Origin of the sequence: Sphaerisporangium fuscum (assembly GCF_018531465.1) — a bacterium.
In the GTDB taxonomy this organism is placed as follows: Bacteria; Actinomycetota; Actinomycetes; order Streptosporangiales; family Streptosporangiaceae; genus Sphaerisporangium; species Sphaerisporangium fuscum.
In genome coordinates this window covers 295997-312649 of record NZ_JAHDTF010000006.1, presented here as the reverse complement: position 1 = coordinate 312649, position 16653 = coordinate 295997, and the positions used below count along the sequence as shown (strand labels likewise).

At 72.9% G+C, this 16653-nt stretch carries 16 protein-coding genes; 9 read left to right on the top strand and 7 right to left on the bottom strand.

The genetic code is table 11. The annotated features are described in order from the left end of the window. Positions 1-68: 68 nt before the first annotated feature. A complete protein-coding gene (locus tag KIK05_RS10475; protein ID WP_214410407.1) occupies positions 69-626 on the bottom strand; it encodes a TetR/AcrR family transcriptional regulator in 558 nt (185 codons plus the stop codon). Positions 627-753: 127 nt separating this feature from the next. On the opposite strand from KIK05_RS10475, the gene KIK05_RS10470 reads away from it, so the two are divergent. After that, complete coding sequence (locus KIK05_RS10470; protein WP_214410406.1) at positions 754-2355, top strand: MDR family MFS transporter; 1602 nt, start codon at positions 754-756, stop codon at positions 2353-2355. 145 nt (positions 2356-2500) lie between these two features. Next, on the top strand, positions 2501-2914 hold the full coding sequence (locus tag KIK05_RS10465; RefSeq protein WP_214410405.1) for a DUF3592 domain-containing protein: 414 nt from the start codon (positions 2501-2503) through the stop codon (positions 2912-2914). 16 nt (positions 2915-2930) lie between these two features. On the opposite strand, the gene KIK05_RS10460 is transcribed toward KIK05_RS10465, so the two are convergent. Further along, positions 2931-3305: a class I SAM-dependent methyltransferase gene (locus KIK05_RS10460; RefSeq protein WP_214410404.1), complete on the bottom strand. Its 375-nt coding sequence runs from the start codon at positions 3303-3305 to the stop codon at positions 2931-2933. Between the two features lie 69 nt (positions 3306-3374). Here KIK05_RS10460 and KIK05_RS10455 point away from each other — a divergent pair, with 69 nt between their 5' ends. The 4 genes from KIK05_RS10455 to KIK05_RS10440 all read left to right on the top strand — a co-directional run bounded on the left by KIK05_RS10455 (position 3375) and on the right by KIK05_RS10440 (position 6918). Beyond that, positions 3375-4136: a phosphotransferase enzyme family protein gene (locus tag KIK05_RS10455; RefSeq protein WP_214410403.1), complete on the top strand. Its 762-nt coding sequence runs from the start codon at positions 3375-3377 to the stop codon at positions 4134-4136. Between the two features lie 355 nt (positions 4137-4491). Further along, entirely contained in the window at positions 4492-5301 is an 810-nt protein-coding gene (locus KIK05_RS10450; protein ID WP_308249847.1) for a putative protein N(5)-glutamine methyltransferase, read from the top strand. A 12-nt stretch (positions 5302-5313) separates the two neighbouring features. Continuing rightward, the gene (locus tag KIK05_RS10445) at positions 5314-6246 is read left to right on the top strand and encodes a Ppx/GppA family phosphatase (RefSeq protein WP_214410401.1); all 933 of its coding nucleotides are present in this window, start codon (positions 5314-5316) and stop codon (positions 6244-6246) included. A 159-nt stretch (positions 6247-6405) separates the two neighbouring features. Next, a complete protein-coding gene (locus tag KIK05_RS10440) occupies positions 6406-6918 on the top strand; it encodes a hypothetical protein (protein WP_214410400.1) in 513 nt (170 codons plus the stop codon). A gap of 24 nt (positions 6919-6942) precedes the next feature. Here KIK05_RS10440 and KIK05_RS10435 read toward each other — a convergent pair whose 3' ends face one another. The 5 genes from KIK05_RS10435 to KIK05_RS10415 all read right to left on the bottom strand — a co-directional run bounded on the left by KIK05_RS10435 (position 6943) and on the right by KIK05_RS10415 (position 13205). Continuing rightward, positions 6943-8253, bottom strand: a complete 1311-nt coding sequence (locus tag KIK05_RS10435) for an AAA family ATPase (protein ID WP_214410399.1) — start codon at positions 8251-8253, stop codon at positions 6943-6945. Between the two features lie 82 nt (positions 8254-8335). Continuing rightward, positions 8336-9805 (bottom strand): hypothetical protein, encoded by a 1470-nt coding sequence (locus tag KIK05_RS10430; protein ID WP_214410398.1) that lies wholly within the window; start codon positions 9803-9805, stop codon positions 8336-8338. A gap of 58 nt (positions 9806-9863) precedes the next feature. After that, positions 9864-10973 (bottom strand): hypothetical protein, encoded by a 1110-nt coding sequence (locus KIK05_RS10425; protein WP_214410397.1) that lies wholly within the window; start codon positions 10971-10973, stop codon positions 9864-9866. 93 nt (positions 10974-11066) lie between these two features. Next, entirely contained in the window at positions 11067-11921 is an 855-nt protein-coding gene (locus KIK05_RS10420; RefSeq protein ID WP_214410396.1) for a hypothetical protein, read from the bottom strand. 90 nt (positions 11922-12011) lie between these two features. Then, complete coding sequence (locus tag KIK05_RS10415; RefSeq protein ID WP_214410395.1) at positions 12012-13205, bottom strand: ROK family transcriptional regulator; 1194 nt, start codon at positions 13203-13205, stop codon at positions 12012-12014. A gap of 174 nt (positions 13206-13379) precedes the next feature. On the opposite strand from KIK05_RS10415, the gene KIK05_RS10410 reads away from it, so the two are divergent. The 3 genes from KIK05_RS10410 to KIK05_RS10400 all read left to right on the top strand — a co-directional run bounded on the left by KIK05_RS10410 (position 13380) and on the right by KIK05_RS10400 (position 16595). Continuing rightward, positions 13380-14753 (top strand): glycoside hydrolase family 36 protein, encoded by a 1374-nt coding sequence (locus KIK05_RS10410; protein ID WP_214410394.1) that lies wholly within the window; start codon positions 13380-13382, stop codon positions 14751-14753. Positions 14754-14814: 61 nt separating this feature from the next. Further along, positions 14815-15771, top strand: coding sequence for a carbohydrate ABC transporter permease (locus tag KIK05_RS10405; protein ID WP_214410393.1), 957 nt, complete (start codon positions 14815-14817; stop codon positions 15769-15771). Positions 15772-15785: 14 nt separating this feature from the next. Then, a complete protein-coding gene (locus tag KIK05_RS10400; RefSeq protein WP_214410392.1) occupies positions 15786-16595 on the top strand; it encodes a carbohydrate ABC transporter permease in 810 nt (269 codons plus the stop codon). Positions 16596-16653 lie beyond the last annotated feature (58 nt).

The window sequence follows — 16653 nt, the reverse complement described above, 5'->3', positions numbered from 1 at the left end:
GTGAGGGCGGCCCGGCCATCCCAGGGCCGCCGGACGCCTCTGGCGGGTGAAGGCGGGGCGCGGGTGGATCAGAGGCGGGGTTCGATGAGCTCGAAGGCGACCTCCAGGGCGGCCTTCTTGCGCTCGGCGTGGGTGAGGTCGTCCTCCTGGAGGAGGAACCAGCTCACGTGCAGCGTGAACACCGCCATCGAGCTCCTGAGGCGCTGGGCGGTGGAGTCGCCCTCGTCGCACAGGATCGAGGTGAGGTCGCCCATCAGCGAGCGCATCTTCTGGAACTTGGGATGCTCGCGCAGCGCCGTCTGGTTGCGCTCCATGAACCTCATGAACTCGTGGTGGTGGCTGTCGAACAGCTCGTCGGCGTACCGGCGGACGAACTCCCGCCGCGCCTCCAGCGTGCGGGGGAGCTCCTTGCCCCACTTGATCAGGTGTTCCATGGACGCCTGCCGGTCCTCGGCCATGCTGGCGAGGATGTCGTCCTTGGTCCTGAAGTGGTAGTAGAGCGCCGCCTTGGTGACTCCGAGGGCCTCGGCGATCTCCCGGAGCGAGGTGGCCTCGTAGCCCTGCTCGGTGAAGAGCTTCAGGGCGATCTCCTGGATACGAGCTCGCGTATCGGTCTGTTCCCTCATGTCTCTGCAGACGCTCCCTAATGCGCACGAAACAACTTGACGGTCGGCAAGTAAGTGCTCTAGCTTTGCAGTATAGACACTAGCCGGTCGGCAAGTAAGTAGGCATTATCCCAAGGGGGCGTAAGAAATGACAGAGACCGAGGCCTTGCCCGGTCGCAGCCGAGAGGTCATGGCCGTCCTGCCAGGTCTCATGCTGGCCATGATCCTGGCGATGCTGGACAACATGATCGTCGGCACCGCGATGCCGCGCATCGTGGGAGAGCTGGGCGGCCTGGCCCACCTGTCCTGGGTGGTCACCGCGTACGTCCTGGGCACCACGGTCTCGACGCCCATCTGGGGCAAGATCGGTGACCTCTACGGCCGCAAGACCATCTTCCTGGCGTCGATCGGCATCTTCATGCTCGGCTCCGCCCTGTGCGGCATGGCCGGCTCCGACCTCCTCGGCGGCACGGCCGACGGCATGGCCCAGCTGATCGGATTCCGTGCCCTCCAGGGTCTCGGCGCGGGCGGTCTGATGGTCAACGCCATGGCCATCATCGGTGACCTGGTGCCGCCCCGCGAGCGTGGCCGCTACCAGGGCATCATGGCCGCCATGATGTCGCTGGCGATGGTCGCCGGCCCGCTGGTCGGCGGCTTCATCACCGACCACCTCGACTGGCGCTGGGCCTTCTACGTCAACCTGCCCATCGGCGCCATCGCCTTCGTCTGGCTCGTCGCGCGGCTGCACCTGCCGAAGTACCGCACCGAGCACCGCATCGACTGGTGGGGCGCCGCCCTGCTCACCGTGGGCATCACCGCGCTCGTCCTCATCACCACCTGGGGCGGCAACCAGTACGACTGGGGCTCCTGGCAGATCCTCGGCCTGGTGGCGGTCGCCGTGGTCTCCCTGGCGATCTTCATCCCGGTCCAGCGCAAGGTCGCCGAGCCGATCATGCCGCTGCACGTCTTCCGCAACCGGAACTTCACCCTGATCTCGCTGATCGGCTTCCTGCTCGGCTTCGCGATGTTCGGCGCGATCAACTTCCTGCCGCTGTTCCAGCAGACCGTCCAGGGCGCCTCGGCGACCAACTCCGGCCTGCTGCTGCTGCCGATGATGGCCGCCATGATGGTGGTCTCCCTGTTCGTCGGCCAGTTCATCACCAAGACCGGCAAGTACAAGGCCTTCCCGGTCATCGGCGGTGTGATCATGGCCGTCGGCATGTGGCTGCTCTCCCTGCAGGACGTCAACACCACCCGGTGGCAGACCGGCATCTTCATCGCGGTGCTCGGCCTCGGCATGGGCTTCCTGATGCAGACCACCATGCTCATCGCGCAGAACAGCGTCGAGCAGAAGGACCTCGGCGTGGCGAGCAGCGCCTCGACGTTCTTCCGGTCCATCGGTGGTTCGTTCGGCGTGTCGCTCTTCGGCGCGATCTTCAACCACAACCTGACCAACCACCTGACCGAGAAGCTCGGGCCGCAGGCGGCCAAGATGGTCGAGGGCGGCGGCGGCCGTCTCGACCCGGCCGCGCTCGCCAAGCTCCCCGCCCAGGTGCGCACCGGGTTCCTCGAGTCCCTGGCCGGCTCGGTCTCCAGCATCTTCGTCTGGGCCATCCTGTTCGCGGTGGCCGTGCCGGTGCTGGCGGCCTTCGTCAAGCAGGTCCCGCTGCGCGGCGGTCCCGCCTCGGGCGGCGGTCCTCAGGACGGCGACTCCGCCAAGGAGACGGCGATCGTCGGCGCCTTCGAGTAGCCTTCCCGCCTCACGCATCGCCCCGGTGGCCGTCGACACGGCCACCGGGGCTTCCTTGTTCCCGGAGGGTCAAGGCGCCGGCAAGTCGCGCGCAAGCGGCGGTTCCTAACGTGGGTCCCGCCCCCTCGAGGAACAAGGAGTACACGTGTCACCCACCGCCTGGATCGTGCTCGGACTCGGCCTCGGCGCCCTGGCGTTCGGCGGAGTCGGCGCCGGTCTGCTCGTCTCCCACCGCGAGTTCCGCCGTATCGCCCAGCGCGCGCAGGGCCAGGTCGTCCACCTGCGCCGCGGCTCCACCGAGGGCGGATACGTCTACTACCCGACGATCAGGTTCGTCACCGCCTACGGGCAGCAGATCGAGGCGGAGACGAACTACGGGTCCAACCCGCCGGTCGCCCCGGTCGGCGGGTTGGTCGCCGTGCTGTACGACCCCGAGAAGCCGTCGCGTGTCCGCGTCGACAGCGTCTGGGGCGGCGGGGTCGCCGTCGGCGCCATCTTCGCCGCCTCCGCGGTGCTCCTGGTGGTGGTCGCCGCCGGCGTGGTGCTCTTCGGCGCCTGATCCGGGCCCGCGGCCGCTAACCGGGTTTGCGGGCGGTGACCATGCCCGTGCCGAACCACGGCCCGCCGTACCAGAAGCGCCACCCCAGATCGCGTACGGCCACCTCCTGCGCGCCGAGCCCGCGCAGCACGTCGGCGTAGCGGGGGGCGTGCCGGAAGTCGGCGAGCAGGAGGCGTCCGCCGGGAGCGGTCACCCGGTAGGCCTCGGTGATCGCGCCGTCGCGCCCGTCCGCGTCCGGGATGTTGTGGACGGCCAGGGAGGACACGACGAGGTCGAAGGAGGCGTCCTCGACGGGCAGCGAGCGCATGTCGCCGGTGACGAGCTCGACCCGGCCGGCCACGCCTTCGGCCTCGGCGTTGCGCCGCGTCACCTCCTCGGCGTTGCCCGACACCCCGCCGGGCCTCGCCGGTCATCACGATTCGACCTCGTTCATTTCCGGTCGGATAGGGTCCTTCGGGTGATGGAGGAGATCTTGGCCGGGGGAGGGGTCAACGAGGTCGTGCGGGCGGGCGCGACGGTGCGGCGGCCCGCCGGGCCCTGGACGCCGGTCGTCCACGCCCTGCTCGGGCACCTGGCGGCCAGGGGCTTCACGGGCGCGCCCCGCGCCCACGGCCTGGACGAGCGGGGGCGCGAGATCCTCGACTTCGTCCCCGGTGAGGTGGGGCACTACCCGCTGCCCCCCGACGCGTGGAGCGAGGCCTCCCTCACGGCGGCCGGCCGGCTGCTGTGCGCCTACCACGACGCCTGCGCCGGGTTCGTCCCCCCGCCGGACGCCGCCTGGTACTTCCCGCCCCGCGAGCCGGCCGAGGTGATCTGCCACGGCGACGTCGCGCCGTACAACTGCGTCTACCGGGACGGCCTGCCCGTCGCACTGATCGACTTCGACACCGCCCACCCCGGCCCGCGCCTGTGGGACGTCGCCTACGCCGCCTACCGGTTCGTCCCGCTCACGGCGGTGGGCAACGGCGAGGCGGTGCTCCCGGTGGACGAGCAGGCCAGGCGGCTGCGGCTGTTCTGCGACGCCTACGGGCTCGGCGGCGGCGACAGGGCCGCCCTGCCCGAGGCGGTGGGGGAGCGGCTGCTGGCGATGGTCGGCCACATGCGCGAGCAGGCGCGGGCGGGGCACGCCGCCTTCGCCCGCCACCTCGCCGACGGCCACGACCGGCTCTACCTCACCGACCACGAGCACGTCACCGGCAACGCCGCGCTCTTCCGGTGCTGAGGGGCGACGTGCCGCCCGCCCGGCACCGTGACGTACTCGACGTTGTACGGGCGCAGCACCGGACGGCCCGTCTTCCGCCAGACGATGTTGGCGGAGTGGTACGGGAAGCGGAGCCGCCGTGCGGCCGCGCATCCGTCACGCTCGGCGGGGGCGGGGAGACGCGGCCGGGGGTCCGGGCGGCTCTGGTAGGGTGGCCTCGCTCGACAGTGATCGTCCTCAGGAGGTGAGACCCATCAACGCCATGTCAGGCAGGGTGCTCTCACCTCACGACGGTCCCCTCTCCCACTGACCGCGAGAGCGCCCTTCGGTATCCCGAAAGGCTCTTGTGTCCGTCTCATCCTTCTTGCCGTCGTCCGTGATCGCCTCCAGGCTGCGCGCCGCCGGGTGCGTGTTCGCCGAGGACGAGGCCGAGCTGCTCGCGGCGAGCGCCGGCACCCCCGAGGAGCTCGAGCTCATGGTGGAGCGGCGCGTCGCCGGCCTGCCGCTGGAACACGTCGTGGGCTGGGCGGAGTTCGGCGGGCTGCGCCTCGTCGTCGAGCGCGGGGTCTTCGTCCCGCGCCGCCGCACCGAACACCTTCTCCGGCAGGCCGTCGCCCTGGCCCGCCCCGGAGCCGTGGTCGTCGACCTGTGCTGCGGCGCGGGCGCGCTGGGCGCGGCGCTGGCCTCGGCCGTGCCCGGGGTCGAGGTGCACGCCGCCGACCTCGACCCCGCCGCGGTGCGCTGCGCCCGCCGCAACCTGGCCCCCTTCGGCGGGCGGGTGTACGAGGGCGACCTGTACCGCCCCTTGCCGGCCGCGCTGCGCGGACGCGTCGGCGTCCTGCTGGTCAGCCCGCCGTACGTCCCCACCGAGGCCATCGGGCTGCTGCCGCCGGAGGCCCGCCTGCACGAGCCCCACGTGGCGCTCGACGGAGGCGCCGACGGGCTCGGCGTCGCCCGGCGCGTGATCGCCGGCGCGCCGCACTGGCTGGCCCCCGGTGGCCGTCTGCTGATCGAGATGAGCAGACGGCAGGCGGACACGGTCCTGCGAGCCGCCGTGGACGCCGGGCTGGTTCCGGAACTCGCCACCTGCGACGATCTCGACGCCACCGCCGTCATCGCCACCAGACCGGTCAGCGACGGCGCATCGCCCGCTGGATCGGGCGTCACCGGCGATTCCGGACAGTAGTAGCGTCGGATCATGCGACTCGGCGTCCTCGATATCGGTTCCAACACTGTGCATCTCCTGGTGGTCGACGCCCACCGGGGCGCCCAGCCGCTCCCGGCGTTCTCCTACAAGGCCGAGCTGCGGCTGGCCGAGCATCTGCAGGACGGCGACAAGCTGTCCTCAGGCGGGGAACGCGAGCTGCGGCGGTTCGTCGAGGAGTCGCTGCGCATCGCCGAGGACAAGGGCGTGGAGGCCGTCATGGCCTTCGCGACCTCCGCCGTGCGCGAGGCGGTCAACGGCGAGGAGGTGCTGAGCCGCCTGCGGTCGGCCACCGGCGTGGACGTCGAGGTGCTCTCCGGGCAGGACGAGGCGCGGCTGACGTTCCTCGCGGTGCGCCGCTGGTTCGGCTGGTCGTCGGGACGGCTCCTGGTGCTCGACATCGGCGGCGGCTCCCTGGAGATCGCCTCCGGCGTGGAGGAGGAGCCGGACGTGGCGGTCTCGCTCCCGCTCGGGGCCGGGCGCATGACGCGCCGGTGGTTCACCGCCGACCCGCCACCGGCCGACGAGGTGCGCGACATGCGCAGGCAGGTCCGCGCGGAGATCGGCAGGGTCGTCGGCGACGTGGTGAAGTACGGGCGGCCGGACCACGCCGTGGCCACGTCCAAGACCTTCAAGCAGCTCGCGCGCATCGCGGGCGCGGCTCCTTCGAGCGAGGGGGCGCACGTCAGGCGGGTCCTGGGCCACGACGACGTCGCCCGCTGGGTGGGGCGGCTGGCGAAGATGCGCAACGCCGAGCGCGCCGAGCTGCCCGGCGTGTCGGCGGGACGCGCGCCCCAGCTGCTGGCGGGGGCGGTGGTCGCCGACGCGACGATGGACCTGTTCGAGGTCCCCGAGGTGGAGATCTGCCCGTGGGCGCTGCGCGAGGGTGTGATCCTGCGCCGCCTGGACGCCATGCCGGGAGTGTGACGGCCGGTGTTTCCGAGATCACACTGTTGCGGGGGATGTGAGGGAGATCTGCCAGGTTTACTGATACAACAGGGGTTTTCAGCTTTTCCGGGGGATGTGTGAGAGGGGCCGTGGAGGGCACCGGTCTCACCGCCACAACACAACAGGAGGATCAGAGCGATGATGGAGGTCATCGGCGCGGCCGGTACGGTGGCGGCCGTTCTGGCGCTCGCGGGGGTCGCTCTGGTGCTCATCGCGGTGCTGAGCCTCATCGCCCTGGCACTGCTGGCCTCCACCACGAACCCCGAACCCGACGTCGAGCCCACCGCCCTGAAGGAGGCCCGTCCGAGGCGGCGCCCGGATCCCCCGGAGCCGGTCAAGCGCGTCCCCATCCGCCCGGCGCCGATCCGTCCCGTCACCCCCGAGCCGGAGACCGGCACGTCCGCCGCCGGGCGGGAGGACGCGGACGGCGTGACCGAGCCGATGGACGCCGTCCGGGTGACGGCACAGGAACCGGCCGGCGACAGCGAGGGCGCGGAGCGGCCCGGAGAGGACGGGCCGGGACGGCCGCATGACGCGGACGCGGTGGGGACGGTGCCGTTCCGTCAGGTGGAGGCACGGCGCACCCGCCCGAAGGCGGACCGGCCGGCGGCTTCCCGCAAGCCGGTGCCGGCGAAGTCCGCGCAGGGATAGGACGGCCTGCGCCGGGCCCCGGCGTCAGCGCAGCGGGGCCGCCTCGACGCGGTGCTTGGACAGGTGGGACAGCACGGCCTGGTTGGCCTCCCAGCCGTCGGGGAACTTCACCGGGACGTTGAGCTGCACGGCCTCGGCGGAGGGGTGGGCGTCCAGCAGCTCGGGGATCCCCGCGCGGGCCACCACGACGCAGGCGTGCCGGTGCCGCGAGGTGAGCACGCACAGCCGTCCCGACTCCAGGTGGAACGCGGTGGCGTCCCTACGGCCGGACAGGGGATGCAGGACGATCGTGACGTCGTACTCCCGGCCCTGCAGCCGGTTGGCGGTGTCGACGGTGATCCCCTCGGGCAGCCCGGCGGCCTGGATCGCCGCCACCTGGTCGCGGTGGGCGGCCCCGACGGCGATGCGCTCGGCGGTGACCTGGTGCTCGCCCCGCTCCGACAGGGCGACCGGGGCCCGCTGCAGCAGCCGGGCGGCCAGCACCGCGACCGCCTGGACCGCCTCGGCGTCGGTGCGGACGGTGTGGCGGTTCGGCAGCTCGTACAGCGCCCAGCCGGATGCCGCCGCCTCCTCCAGCGCCCGGTCGTACGCCGTGCGCATGCCGCCGACGCCCAACGACAGACGCCGCTCACCGTGCCCGGTTCCGGCCTTGAACCCGGTGAAGGGGTAGAACGCCTCCGAGACCACGGGCGCCGCCGAGGCGGGCAGCCGCCAGGAGACCGGCAGCCGGTGAACGGGCAGATCGGGATTGTGCCGCAGCAGCACGGCGACGGCGCTCTGCAGCGGGTCCCAGGACAGGCCGGCCCACCGGTCGCCGTCGACGATCGAGAAGGGGTCCAGCTGACCGGGGTCGCCCACGAACAGCGCCCGCTCGAACAGCCCGGCGATGCGCAGCAGCTTGTCCGAACGCATCTGGTAGGCCTCGTCGACGATCGCCCACGGCCAGGTGCGGCCGCCGGCCCACGCCCACTTGTCGGCGGTCGCCACCACGACGGCGGGGTCGCCGAGGTCGGGCAGCTTGGTGCCGATGGCGGCCCTGCCCACGATCCGCTGCGGCACGGCGTAGTCGGAGGCGGACAGCCGTCCGATCGACAGGTCCGGGTGCTCGTCGGCGAGACGGACGATCAGGTCGTCGACCTGCTCGTTCGTCTGCGCGATGATCATCAGGGGCTCGCCGGTGGCGGCGATGTGCCCGGCGGCCCGCACGACCAGCGTCGACTTGCCCGCGCCGGGAGGCGAGTCGACGACGACGCCCCGGTGCCGGGGCAGGTCGGCCAGCACCGCCTCGACGACGGCCGCCGCTTCGGCGCCGGGGGAGGGCGCACCCGCCGTCATCGGCTCCCACCGCGTCCCGTGAGCCCGCTCACCCGCGCGCCGCAACCGCCCGGCGGCGGGACCGCTGCCCGGTCACCTGACCTCAAGACCACTCCTCCTCAGGGTCGTCGTCCGCGGGGACGTGCTCGGGCGGCGGGCCGCCGTGCGTCCACGGGGTCTCCTCGGGGGCCGGCAGGCTCGCCGGGGGCTGGTACTCGTCGGTCAGGGCGGCGTAGCACACCCGCTCGCCGACCTCGGGCACCGCGCCGGGCGTCGCCGCCTTACCGCGCCCCATCCCCTTGACGATCTTCAGCGTGACCCGCCCCCCGTCGATCTCGACGACCTCGGCCTGCTGCCCCCGCCGTTCGGGCGTGCCGAGCCGCGCGCCCGTCGCCAGCCGGACGGGGTCGGTGGTGCTCACGGTGAGGAGCGGCCGGAGCTTGCGCCCTCGGCCCTCGCCCTCGGTGTGCTCGGGATCGGTGGCGACCACCGTGCCGGTGAACGCCTCGCCCGTCAGCCGGTAGGCCGCCATGACCAGCGGGTCGTCGTAGGCGCGCTGGGCGTCGTAGGAGGCCTGGGCGCGCTCCATGCGGGCCAGCCGGGACGCCGCCGCGACGGCGCTGTCGTGCCGGGGCTGCGGAGGCCCGCCCTCGGCGAGCTGCGCGGCGAAGCCGGTGAACGCCGCCCGGTCGGCCTCCCAGCGAGCGGCGGTGCTCGTCGCGGCGGGCAGTGAACGCAGCAGCCCGATCGCCCGCCACACCAGCCGCCACGTCGGCTCCAGCTGGGAGCGCACCGCCTCGCCGACGCGCGCGGCGGCGCGCTCGCTCAGCGTCTCCTCGTAGGCGCGGATCGCGGGCACCAGGACCTCGGCGTCGAAGACCGGGTCGGTCGCGGGCCCGGCCGGCGGCCAGATCAGGGGATCCTCCGCCTCGCGGGCGGCGTCCGCCCCGGACATGCCGGCGGGGGGATCGATCCAGCTCACCAGGGACGCGAGGTTGGCGTCCTCCAGCATGCTCTGCCCCGTCGCCCAGTGCAGCGACAGCGCCGCCGTGGCCGCCTGCAGCATCACCGAGCCGGGGTACTGGGCCCGCTGGGCGAGGAAGGTGAGCCACCGGCCGAGCAGCGGCACCGAGGGATGCACGGCGTACGGCCCCTCGGCGCGGCGGAAGCGGGTGGAGCGCCCGAGCAGGCCCGTGAACGCGATGGCGCCCTGGTTGGGGACGATCAGCTGCGGGGCGTCCAGGCACCGCTCGTACGGCTCGGCGCCGCGCCGCTCGACCGTCTCGGTGGTCTTCTGCAGCCCCTCGATGTAGGGGAGCACGATCTCGGCAAGTTCGGCGGCGAAGGCGAACCGCAGGTCGCGGTCGCGGGGTTGCGGCACCACGAGCAGCCGGGGATGGCCGGGGTCGGTGCCGACCATGGCGGCCAGCGGCGCGGCGGCCTCGCCGGCCAGCCGCAGCGGGATGAACACCATGGGGTGCTCCGACAGGTGGCAGTGCCGCACGGTGGCCAGCGGTTGCGCCGTGCCGGACCGGACGGCCCGCAGCCGCGCGAGGGCGGCGAGCGTGCTCACGAGGCCGTCTCCGGCCGAGGACGGAGGGCCCGGTCGCGGCCGGGGACGGCCGGGGGAGTCACGACACCTCCGCGTAGATGCGGTCGGCGAGGCGGAGCAGGCGGGCGATCTCCTCCTGGCCCTCGTCGGGCGTTAGGGAACCGTCGGCCAGGCCGAGCGCCTCGGCCACCGTCGCCACCCCGCCGAGCGCGTCGCGGACCTGCCGGCCCAGCAGGTCGGTGGACCCCTCGCCGGCGGCCTCGTCTCGGCAGAAGAAGCACAGGTCGCACGTCGACAGGCACTCGGGGACGTACCGCGCCTCGACCGTGCCAACGGCCTCGCGCAGCTCGTCGGCCGGGCGGGTGGGGACACCGGCGGCGTCGCGCGCCAGGTCGAAGCTCAGCCCCTCCGGCAGCGCGGCGACGATCGAGCCGACCCGCGTCATGCGGGCGAGCTGCCTCCTGAGCACGGCGAGCTCCTTGCGGACGTCCACCAGCGTGGCGGTCGGCCGGTTGGCGAAGTTCTCCGGGCACACCAGCACGACGTCGTGGGACACCCGCTCGGGGTCGTGCCCGAGCTCGCCCAGCATGTCGCGCAGCGCGAGCACGTAGACGGCGGCCTGGCGGGCGGCGGCGGCCACCTTGTCCGGCTCGGCCTGCCCGTCGACGACGGCGAACGACTTGATCTCCACGATGTGGAACCGCGCGCCGAGCCGGAACGCCACCACGTCGGGCTCCAGATAGGAGCTGTGCCCGGCGATGTCGAGGCGGAGCAGCGGATGGTCGAACAGGGTGCCGGCGTCGTCGCTGTCGCGGGCGGCGCGGTCGATGAGCTTGCGGGTGTGGCCGTGGCGCAGCTGCGCGGAGGGGTTGCCGCCGACGTCGCCGAGATCGGTGTAGGACGCCTGCGGGATCGGCAGGCCGAGCCGCTCGCGCAGCAGCCGCAGCAGCTCGGCGCAGCCGCTCTCCTTGACCAGCGACTCGAAGGCGTTGCCGCGGGTGATGGCGAAGGGCGACTGGCCGAAGGGCGCGGGGAAGCCGAGGTGGGTGGCGGTGGCGTCCTTGTCGATGCCGGCGGCGTCCAGGACGGCGCGCCGCGCGCACCCGGGGTTGGCGGCGAGGGCGGCGATGGCCCGGGCGTCATGGGGACGCGGCGGCACCGGGCCGCGCAGCTGATCGAGTCGATCCACCTCACGCCTCTTTCCCGGCCAGGCCGGCGCGCGCGGGGCCCGGCGTGGCTCGTCTTCCTGATGGTTCCGTGTGCCGCGGCCGGCCCGGCCGCGTCAGCACGAGGCCTCCCTGCGGGCCAGGCTCAGCATCGTGCCGCCGAACAGGCGCTCGGCGTCGCCGAGCCGGTCGCGGGCACGGGCGGCGATCTCGGCCCGCGCGCCGGCGTCGGCCTCGGCGTGGACCTCCAGCTCGGCGCGGGCCGCCTTCACGACGGTGGCCGGGTCGGGGCCGGCGAAGCCGTCCAGGGCGGAGCCCCGCCCGGACGCCAGGGGCAGGACGCGCGTGCCTCCGCCGTACGGCATCGCCCCGGGGATGTTGTGCGCCAGCCTCGACAGCAGCCGCTGCGCCTGCGGCGCGGCCTGCTCGCCGGCGTCGGCGAGCCGCAGGACGTGCTCGGCGACGCGGATCGCGGTGGTGAGGAAGTGGACGCGCGGGCTGAGCGGGCCGACGACCCGCTGCTCCAGCGGCCAGGTGCTCACCGCGATCAGGCCCCGGGACGCCGAGAGGCGGTCGGTGAGCGCGGCGCACAGGTAGTAGGGCCGGGAGAACGGGGAGGTGCGGAAGGAGCGCTCCTCGTCGCGGCGCAGGCTGGCCAGCTGGGTGCTCTTGAGCGAACCGGCGCGCAGCGCCTCGTGCACCGTGACGATCATCTTCGCCGCGCTGGGCACCCCGAGCAGGGTCAGCGCCTGGTGGACCTGCTCGCGCACCGGCAGCAGCGACGCCGGCCGCGCCGCCGCCCCGTCGTCGGGGGCGTGGACGGCCACCGCCTGGTCCCACGCGCGCTCGGCCTTGCGCAGCTCGGCGCGCAGCGACCGGGCGAGGGCGCTCTCGCGCGCCCGCACGGCCTGCCGGATCTCTCCCCGGAGCGCGTTGATGCGCTCCTCGAGATCGTCCAGCGTTTCACTCACGCCCGGAGCGTACCAACAGTTCCCATGAGTTCCAGGGATTTCCAGTTTTCCCGCGGCGTGTCGGGTGGCGGGCGCGCCCCCGCGCACCCGTCAGGGGGACGCCGCGGAGGTGAGCCGGGTGTTGCGCGGGACGGGGGTGGGCAGGTCGCCCTCGCCGCCGAAGAGCCGCTCGTCGAGGTGGCCGATGGCGTAGCCGATGCCGCCGAGGACCACGCACTCGTCCCCGAGCGTCGAGGCGCGCAGCTCGGGCATGCGGGCGCACACCTCCTCCAGACGGCGCCGCAGCGGCGGCAGCAGCACGTCGGCGGCGCGGGAGAAGCTGCCGCCGAGGACGACGGTCTCCGGGTCCAGGGTGAGCACGATGAAGGTCGCGCCGAGCGCCAGCACGTCGACGTACCGCTCGACCGACTCCAGCGCCGCCGGGTCCCCGTCGCGCGCGGCCGACAGGACGTGCCGCGCGGCGTCCTGCGGCGGGGTCCCCTCGGGGACCACCGGGCTGCGGTCGAGCTCGGCCGACCCGGTGTCCCACCTGGTCAGGGGCAGCAGGCTGATCTCGCCCGCGAACCCCCCGAAGCCGCGGTGCAGCTTGCCGTCGATGATCAGGCCGATGCCCGTGCGCCGCCCGGCGTGCAGGAACACCACGTCCTTGGCCCCGCGCGCCACGCCGCGCTGCCACTCGGCGAGCGCCGCGAGCTTGCTGTCGTTCTCGACCAGGACGGTGCACGGGAACATCTCGCCGAGCCGCCCCGCGAGGTCGAGGCCCGACCAGTCGCGCACGGCCGTGGACAGCACCACCCGGCCGCCGGGGTCGACCAGGCCGGTGGTGCCCGCCGTGACGGCCCACAGGTCGTCCATGCCGAGGCCGGCCAGGGTGAGGCAGCCGGAGACGGCCTTGCCGATCGCCTCCAGCCGCGCCTCGGTGGGCGTGCCGGGCTCCAGCGCGTGCCGAGTCTCGGCCAGGACGTTCCCGTCGAGGTCGGCCAGGGCGGCGAGGACCTTGTGGGCTCCTATGTCGAGGCCCACCACGTGGCCGACGTCGGCGCGGAAGCGGTAGCGGCGGGCGGGCCGCCCCATCGTCCCGGCCACCGGGGCGACCTCCTCGACCCAGCCGAGCCCGGCCAGCTCGTCCACGACGTCCTTGGTGGACGGCCGGGACAGCCCGGTGCGCTCGGCGAGCGTCGAGAGCGTGAGCGGCTCGGCCCCGCGCAGCGCCCGCAGCGCGGCGAGCGAGTTGAGCCGCCGCAACCGGGAGAGGTCGCCGCCGCTCGGCGGAGGGTTCGCCATGACCGTCCTAACGTAAGTCTCCTTCTTAACGGACATTATGCCAGCCTCGCCACTCGCCTGCGTAGGCCGTCAGGGGCCTGCCTTTACTGAAAAAACTGACCGTTGACCCCTTTTCGGACGGGTGTTACTAATGATGGGCTCCTTCGTAACTGGCTCGGCTTGAGAGGACTGCTGATGTCACGAGCGGCCTTCACGGACGTCGGCGAGGTCCCGTGCGACACGCGGCGCGCGCTGGTCTTCGAACACGGCTGGCAGTCGTGGAGCCCGTCCGGCGCCTACCGGCTGGACGAACGGCCGCCCCGCCCCGCCGACGCCAACATCCAGGTGGTGGCCTACCGGCCGGAGAGCCCGGTGCCGTCCGGCGTCTTCCAGGGCGAGGGCCTGCTCGCCGTCGACCCCGGTGACGGGGGCCCGGTGCACGTGTGGTCGGCCCCCGGCCACCTCGCCGTCCCGTCGATCAGGGCGCGGCGCGAGGGCGGCGGCCTGGTGGTCTCGGCGGACGGCCCGGTACGGCACTGGCGGGCCGAGGGCTCGCTTCCGTCCGCGCTCGCCGGGTGGGCCGAGACCATGGCCGCGCCCGTCAGGCCGGCGATCCCCGTCGTCCCGCCCCTGTGGTGCTCCTGGTACGCCTACTGGGACAAGGTCACCGAGACCGACATCACCGGCAACCTCGCGCTCGCCGACCGTCACGGCATCGACCTGGACCTGTTCCTCATCGACGACGGCTACGAGAGCGGCATCGGCGACTGGCTCGACATCCGCCCCGGCTTCGGCTCCCTGGAGCGGACGGTCGCCGCGATCGCCGCGAGCGGCAGGAGGACCGGCATCTGGGTCGCCCCCTTCCTGGTCGGACGGCACAGCCGCCTGTACGAGCGGCACCCCGACTGGACCGTCCCCGAGCTCAGCGCCGGGCGCATGTGGGACCAGGACCTCGCCGTGCTGGACGTCACCCACCCGGCCGCGGCCGAGCACCTGGCCGGGGTGTTCCGCGAGCTCGCGGCCCTGGGGATCACCCACTTCAAGCTCGACTACTGCTACGCGGGCGCGATGAGCGGCCGCAGGCACGACGACGTCGACCCGATCACGGCCTACCGGCGCGGCCTGGAGCTGATCCGCGAGGCCGCCGGCCCGGACGCCGTGCTCCACGGATGCGGGGCGCCCCTGCTGCCGAGCCTCGGCCTCGTCGACATCATGCGGGTCAGCCCCGACACCGCTCCCCGGCGGCTGCCCCGCGCGGGCGACATCAGCCAGCCGAGCCAGCTCGGCGCCCGGCTCACCGGCCAGGCCCGGGAGTTCCTGCACGCCCGCTGGTGGGCCAACGACCCCGACTGCCTCATGGCACGGCCGGAGGTCGAGACCCGGGAGGAGTGGGCGGCCCACATCGAGGCGAGCGGCGGCCTGCGCGGCTCGAGCGACCCGATCGCGAGCCTGGACGCGTGGGGGCTCGAGACGACACGCCGCCTGATGACCCCCACCCGGCCCTGCCCCTCGGGGACCGCCGTGCCGCCCGGCGTCGCGTCCTCGCCGGCCCCGGGGGAGGGGGCGTGAGTACCGCCGGGTCCGCGCCGCCGGCCCACAAGCTCCCGTCACACCGCCGTACGGAGGCCGAATGAGTTCCACCCAGGCGCCCGCGGACGCCCCGTCCGCCGTGCCCGCCACCCCGCCCGCCGCCTCCACGGCCCCGCGCCGCCGCTTCTCGATCGCCGGCTGGTACCCCTACCTGTTCGTGGCGCCGAGCCTGTTCGGCGTGGTGGTGTTCCTGCTGCTGCCCGTGCTCATCGTCGCCGGGCTCAGCTTCTTCGACTGGCGGCTGCTGTCCCCGCCGACCTTCGCCGGCCTGGGCAACTACCGCCGGCTGATCGACGACCCGTCGGTGGGTCATTCGCTGTTCGTCACCATGCTCTACGTGCTGCTGTGCGTCCCCGCGCAGACGGTGCCGGCGCTCGGCCTGGCGGTCCTGCTGAACCGGCGCGTCAAGGGCGTCAAGATCTTCCGGGCGATGTTCGTCATCCCCTGGATCGCGACGCCGATCGTGCTCGGCCTCATCTGGGACTGGATCTTCAATCCCGAGAACGGCGTGATCAACGAGCTGCTGGCCCTCGTCGGCGTCCGCGGCCCCGACTGGCTGTCGGACCCGGCCTGGGCGCTCCCCGCCGTGGCCCTGGTCACCGTCTGGCAGCACACCGGCTACAACATGCTGTTCTTCCTGGCCGGCCTGCAGGGCATCCCCAAGGAACTGCACGACGCCGCCGCCGCCGACGGCGCCACGCCCCGGCAGCGCTTCTTCATGATCACGCTGCCGCTGCTGAACCCCACGATGTTCTTCGTGCTGGTCACGAACATGATCGGTGCGTTCCAGGTGTTCGACACGGTGTTCTCCATGACCGACGGCGGTCCCAGCCACGCCACCGAGGTGGTCAACTTCAAGATCTTCTCGACGGCCTTCAGGGACTTCGACTTCGGCTACGCCTCGACGCTGGCCATGCTGCTGTTCGTGATCATCCTGGTCGTCACCCTGGTCCAGGTCCGCTACTTCAACCGCCGCACCACCTACGACCTGAGCTGAGAGGGCGACCAGAGGTGTTCAAGAAGCTCGCGCTGTACGCGGTCCTGCTCATCGGGGCGCTGGTGTCGGTGTTCCCCTACGTGCTGGTGGTGCTGACCGCCTTCAAGTCGCGCGGCCAGCTCAACTCGACCGAGCCCTGGCTGCCCGCCGTCCCGCCGACGTTCCGCAACATCGAGCGGCTCCTGGACACGGGCTTTCCCCACTACCTCGCCAACACGGTCGTGATGACCGTGGCCCTGACGGCCGGGCAGCTGATCTTCACCACCTTCGCGGCCTACGCCTTCGCCCGCATGCGCTTCCCCGGCCGCGAGGTGCTGTTCTGGCTGTACATGGCCACGCTGATGGTGCCGGCCGCGGTCACCGTCATCCCGCTGTTCCTGATCATGCGCCAGTTCGGGCTGGTCAACACGTGGTACGGCCTGCTCGTCCCCTACCTGCTCGGCACGCCCTACGGGATCTTCCTGATGCGGCAGTTCTTCCGCGCGATCCCGGCGGGGCTGGAGGACGCCGCCCGGATCGACGGGGCGGGGCCGCTCGCCACCCTGTGGCGGGTCATCCTGCCGCTGAGCCGGCCCGCCCTCGCCACGCTGGCGATCATCACGGTGATCTCCTCGTGGAACAACTTCATGTGGCCGCTGATCATCACCAGCAGCGACGACACCAAGGTGATCACCGTCGCCATCGCGAGCCTGAAGGGGGCCGTCGGCGTGGACGACACCCTGATGATGGCCGGCAGCCTCGTCGCCCTGATCCCCATGGTCGCGCTCTTCATCTTCTTCCAGCGGTACATCGTGCGGTCCGTCGTCCTCAGCGGCCTCAAATGAGCCGTGCCGCACCCGGCACCACCCCGAAACACAGCAGGACACACAGAAAGGTGTCAGC